The organism is Parabacteroides sp. AF27-14 (assembly GCF_003635425.1).
Taxonomy (GTDB): Bacteria; Bacteroidota; Bacteroidia; order Bacteroidales; family Tannerellaceae; genus Parabacteroides; species Parabacteroides distasonis.
In genome coordinates this window covers 1-4325 of the sequence record NZ_QTLZ01000050.1, presented here as the reverse complement: position 1 = coordinate 4325, position 4325 = coordinate 1, and the positions used below count along the sequence as shown (strand labels likewise).

The window sequence follows — 4325 nt, the reverse complement described above, 5'->3', positions numbered from 1 at the left end:
TTTTTTTTTAACTAAAAATCACGCTGAAATCCAACCGCTTACACAATTCATTTAACACATTACTACGACTTTTTGAATGCTATTTAACACATTACTACGACTTTTTGAATGTTATTTTCTCTTCCAAATACGACTTTTTGAATGTTATTTTGCATCATCTACGATTTCCATTTGCACAAGTCGTAATTACTTATTATATTTGCGCAACATACTAATAATCAATAAAGGATGAAGAAAATCATAGTTCATTTTAAGAAAGAAGAATTTGAAAGGGTAAAAAACGCAATTTCTATCCTCGCAAAATTTTCTGAAATATACGCTCCTCACATAGATAAAGCCAACAGTATTTTATCCTTTCGTGTAGATGATGAAAACGAAACAACAGAAGAACAACAGTGTAACAGTCGTCAATAAAGACCAAATACAAAGCTATATTATGACGACAGCCAAGTATGACTTTTCCGTTTATGAGAAGCGCATACTTTATAGAATTGTAGAAATGGCTCAAGGTGAACTCCAAGGAGTTAGGTTTGCAACTGATTGTAAAAAAATAGAACACACACTTTTTGATACCGTTCACATCACAATGCCTATTGCTTCATTGCTAAATGGAGAAAGTGATGAAAACTACACACGTGTAAAACAAGCACTGTTATCTCTACAAAAGAAAATCTTTACCTATGAGGATGAAAAAGAATGGATAAGCATTTCTATTATTGCATTGCCAAAGATAAAGAAGCGTTCATCTGTTGTATCATTCCAAATAGACTCACACATATGGGACTGCTGCTTAGATTTTTCAAAAGGGTTTCGCAAATACGAATTAGCCACTGCGATGAAGTTTAAGAGTGTATATTCTATGCGGTTCTACGAACTTTTAAGCGGTCAGAAAACAAAACTAATCTATCCACTTGAACAGCTCAAAGAAATGTTTAAAGTACAAGATAAATACGCAAAGACAAACGATTTTGTCCGGAAAGTAATTGAACCTGCAAAAAATGAGCTGGACGAACTAAGTCCTTATACATTCGAATGGTCCGCAAACAAGGAGGGGAAAAAAATTGTAAGTTTCAACTTCTATCCAATATTCAAGCCAGAGCATCGTGATGCAGAGCTATACAAAAAAGAGCTACAAAAGCAAACCGGGCTTTCATGGGATTTAGGTAGGCAAGTGATAAGTTACTTAAAAACATCTTTGGAGTTCTCCGATAAAGAAATCAAAAACAACCGGGATTTATTTGTAACAGCACAAATGGAACTTCCAGACATCATGACAGAACTCGCCATACTTAGAGGAAAATCAAGGACAAAAACAAATCCAAAAGGGTGGATTATAAACGCCCTTAAAGGGAAAATCAAGGATAAGTGACAAGATTACCCCGGTATATTTCAGCCGGGGTAATCTTGTCAAATCAGAGGAACGATTTCCATTTCTACACCAAGCTCTTTCATCTGCCGCTGTATTTCCTCGCTGCTTAGTTTCTCTTTCGCCAGTACAAGCCCATGAAAGGCGTCCCAGCCTGCCGGCTTCGAAACGATACTACCGTTTAGGACAGCATGGGTGATTTCGCCGCCGGACTTCGCACCCTTGTTCAGTATGAAGAAGAACCGGGGTTCTTCGTGTTCCGTTGTTCCCATAATTCGTAAAGTTAGAGTTTATTTGTTTCCCTTTTGTTCCCTTGCCTGCTCTTGGAAGTATTCATAATACTGCTTGTAGTTGTCCCGGTCTTTGGCTGCATCCGTCCAAAGATAGCACATGAAACAAGCGAACAATAGGGAGATAACAGCACAAAGGATTGAGTAGAACGAAATCCGTTTGTCCACATAACCGCCGTTTTTCATTCTGTACCCCTGCCGTTCAAAGTCCGACAATACGTTTTTTAGGCGATTTTCGGCACTTTCGAGGCTTTTCCCGTCTATTTGTACCTTTCGGGATGTTGCATCCTCTATGCGCTTTGTATAGGCTTCAATACGTCCCATTTCTTGAAAAAACAGTTCTATCGCAAGCTGCGGGTTAACCTTTGGTGCTGTGTCTTTTCTTTTCCGGGGGCTGTACTGTCCCTGCTTAACGGTGGAAGCTACCGCTTCCGGATGTGAGTTTGTTTCCATGAGATATGTTCATTGAGTTATATTTCAGTTTGCTTTGTGTCCGCTCGATATGGGCGAGAGTGTAGCCTTTCCCTATCTCGCTCGCCTTATACTCCGTACCGCTTCGGGCTGTGACGTAGTAGCCGTTAAGTTTTCCGGTGCTTGCCCTGGCTTCCCGAACTTTAAAACCTCTCCTACCAAGTTCTTCCTTGAATTTAGTCAAGTCAAAGCCCTGCATCTTCTTCAATACGTCGTCCATGGCTTCCTTGATTTCCGCTTTGTTGGCTTTGCCGATGTCCTGCGACTGTACAAAGTTCCGTTCCTTGGCTATGGCGTTGGCGGCTTCCGTTGCCTTTTTCCCTATCCAGTTATCCCGGTACAGTTCCCCGGAAAGGGAAACCCGGTTTGCCAGTATATGCAGGTGGGCTTGTTCTTTTTTGCTCTCCGTACCGCTGTGCCGGATGATGATGTACTGGTGGTTCGCCAGCCCCATGCGCTGCATGAAGTCGTTACCAAGTTCCGCCCAGTCCGCATCCGTAAAGGTGGCGCTTTCCTCTATCGAAGGACTGACCTCGAAACGTAGGCAATTGTTTTTTACGTTCGGAAAATCAGCGTGGTATGGTTTCATTTCCTGTACCATTTCCGCACCCGTACACCCGTAAAGTTCATGCCGGGCTATCTCGATGGCTGCTGTCTGTCCGTCTATCTCTTTGGCAAGGTCATACTCCAGTGCAGCCGTACCATGCGATATGCTCTTTCCTTTCCCTATCATCGTGAAAGTATTTTTTTAAGTTCGGTGATTAGTGCCTGATTCTCTTCAAATACCTCCCGGTACTGGCGACCACCGAAGTAGTTGTTCAGCCGTTGGAGCGTTCCTTTCAACTGGGCTATGTCCCGGAGAAGCTGCCGTTCCTCCTCGGTGTACCTTTCCCTTGGGCGACCTCCAAGGGACAAACTCCGGCAATACTCCGATGTGCTCATGCTACATCGGGCTGCCTGCTCCGCAAGTGCCAGCTTTTCATACCGGGTACAGCGGAATGTAATCTTTTCGTTCCGTCTTACTTCCATGTCACAAAGGTAATCTTAAAATCTTTTTGAGCAAAGCGAGAAAAGCAAGAATTGTCCGACAAGGACACTTCTTGCTATATATACACATACCGCATTGGAATACATCCACACTAACCGCCCGGCAAAAAAGCCCCGGCGTGTTAGAAAATCCCCCACAGCCTAACAAAATCTACCCCATTTCTACCCAAGGGGATTACACGCCGCAGAAGTCATCCGGGAACATGTCTTCCAGTTCGTCCAAATCAATGGCTTCTTCTTCGGACACCTCCACCCATTCAACGTTTTCTTTCCCTCTTATCGCACATGAGTACATCTCGGCGGCGGCAAGGTTAGAGAACACCTCGTGCATAGGCTCGCCGTTCTCTAACCAGTAAACACAATATTCGACCATAACAGTTTTATCATTTATCGTTGTAATGCCCCTCTACCTCCAAAATGTAGACCTCTACCACTTCCTCGTAAATGTCATAGATTATCCGGTCATGGGCGGTAATGTGTCGAGACCATGTAATATCCCCACCGCCCCTTAACGCTTCGGGATGCCCAAGCCCAGTCTTAGGGTGCTCTAACAATTCTTTGTAGATTTTCTTATACTTCTTGAACAAATTGGGGTTTGATTTCTTCCATTTGGCAATCACCTTATCCACCCCGTCGGAAACCCTAATTGTGTACATCATAGACTGTCGAAATAAGCATCAATATCCTCACTGCTTTTGAGGGTAACACATTTTCCGGATTTGATTTCTTCCCTTGCCTTGTCAATCCTTGCTTGCAGTTCCGGGGTTATCATCAAATCTTCACGACCAACTTTTACCAAAGCGTAAATCTCGTTTTTCCTGCGAATTAGTACCTGCTCGCCATTGTCAGCTTTGGTGAAAGACGCTGCGAGGTTGTTACGGTATTCTCTTACTGATAATGCTTCCATATCTGTTTGCTTTTAAATTCAGTACAAAGATAGCTATATTTCAATAAAATACAAACTTTTTGTACACAAATGTGTACACGCCATAAAAAGCCGTTCACAGTCCTACCGCCCGTTGGTTGGTTTTGCTTTGCTTTTTTTCCCTATTGTTTTTCTTTTTCCGACAGTAAATCAACCACTTATCCGTAAAAAATCAATGACTTGTTATAAAGCATAACTTGTTTATATGCTTATCAGCTTTTTTTTT

9 protein-coding genes are annotated in these 4325 nt (G+C 42.5%); 2 read left to right on the top strand and 7 right to left on the bottom strand.

Translation table 11 applies throughout. The annotated features are described in order from the left end of the window. The first annotated feature begins 228 nt into the window (after positions 1–228). Entirely contained in the window at positions 229–414 is a 186-nt protein-coding gene (locus DWY79_RS22185; RefSeq protein WP_007560600.1) for a hypothetical protein, read from the top strand. Further along, positions 365–1369 (top strand): replication initiation protein, encoded by a 1005-nt coding sequence (locus DWY79_RS22180; RefSeq protein WP_007755890.1) that lies wholly within the window; start codon positions 365–367, stop codon positions 1367–1369. Before DWY79_RS22185 ends, DWY79_RS22180 begins: the two co-directional genes overlap by 50 nt. Before the next feature lie 38 nt (positions 1370–1407). Here the strand turns inward: DWY79_RS22180 and DWY79_RS22175 are convergent, their stop codons facing one another. The 7 genes from DWY79_RS22175 to DWY79_RS22145 all read right to left on the bottom strand — a co-directional run bounded on the left by DWY79_RS22175 (position 1408) and on the right by DWY79_RS22145 (position 4081). After that, entirely contained in the window at positions 1408–1638 is a 231-nt protein-coding gene (locus DWY79_RS22175) for a hypothetical protein (protein WP_007755891.1), read from the bottom strand. Positions 1639–1656: 18 nt separating this feature from the next. Then, entirely contained in the window at positions 1657–2109 is a 453-nt protein-coding gene (gene mbpC, locus DWY79_RS22170) for a mobilization protein MbpC (RefSeq protein WP_007755893.1), read from the bottom strand. Then, positions 2066–2860 carry a mobilization protein MbpB gene (gene mbpB, locus DWY79_RS22165; protein ID WP_007755894.1) on the bottom strand — a complete coding sequence of 265 codons (795 nt, stop codon included), beginning with the start codon at positions 2858–2860 and terminating at the stop codon, positions 2066–2068. Before mbpB ends, mbpC begins: the two co-directional genes overlap by 44 nt. Continuing rightward, positions 2857–3156, bottom strand: a complete 300-nt coding sequence (gene mbpA, locus DWY79_RS22160; protein WP_005683055.1) for a mobilization protein MbpA — start codon at positions 3154–3156, stop codon at positions 2857–2859. Before mbpA ends, mbpB begins: the two co-directional genes overlap by 4 nt. 193 nt (positions 3157–3349) lie before the next feature. Further along, on the bottom strand, positions 3350–3547 hold the full coding sequence (locus DWY79_RS22155) for a hypothetical protein (RefSeq protein WP_005683054.1): 198 nt from the start codon (positions 3545–3547) through the stop codon (positions 3350–3352). A 10-nt stretch (positions 3548–3557) separates the two neighbouring features. Then, complete coding sequence (locus tag DWY79_RS22150) at positions 3558–3833, bottom strand: type II toxin-antitoxin system YoeB family toxin (RefSeq protein WP_004327436.1); 276 nt, start codon at positions 3831–3833, stop codon at positions 3558–3560. Beyond that, positions 3830–4081 carry a hypothetical protein gene (locus DWY79_RS22145; RefSeq protein WP_004295507.1) on the bottom strand — a complete coding sequence of 84 codons (252 nt, stop codon included), beginning with the start codon at positions 4079–4081 and terminating at the stop codon, positions 3830–3832. The genes DWY79_RS22150 and DWY79_RS22145 overlap by 4 nt, the downstream gene beginning before the upstream one ends. Between the last annotated feature and the right edge of the window lie 244 nt (positions 4082–4325).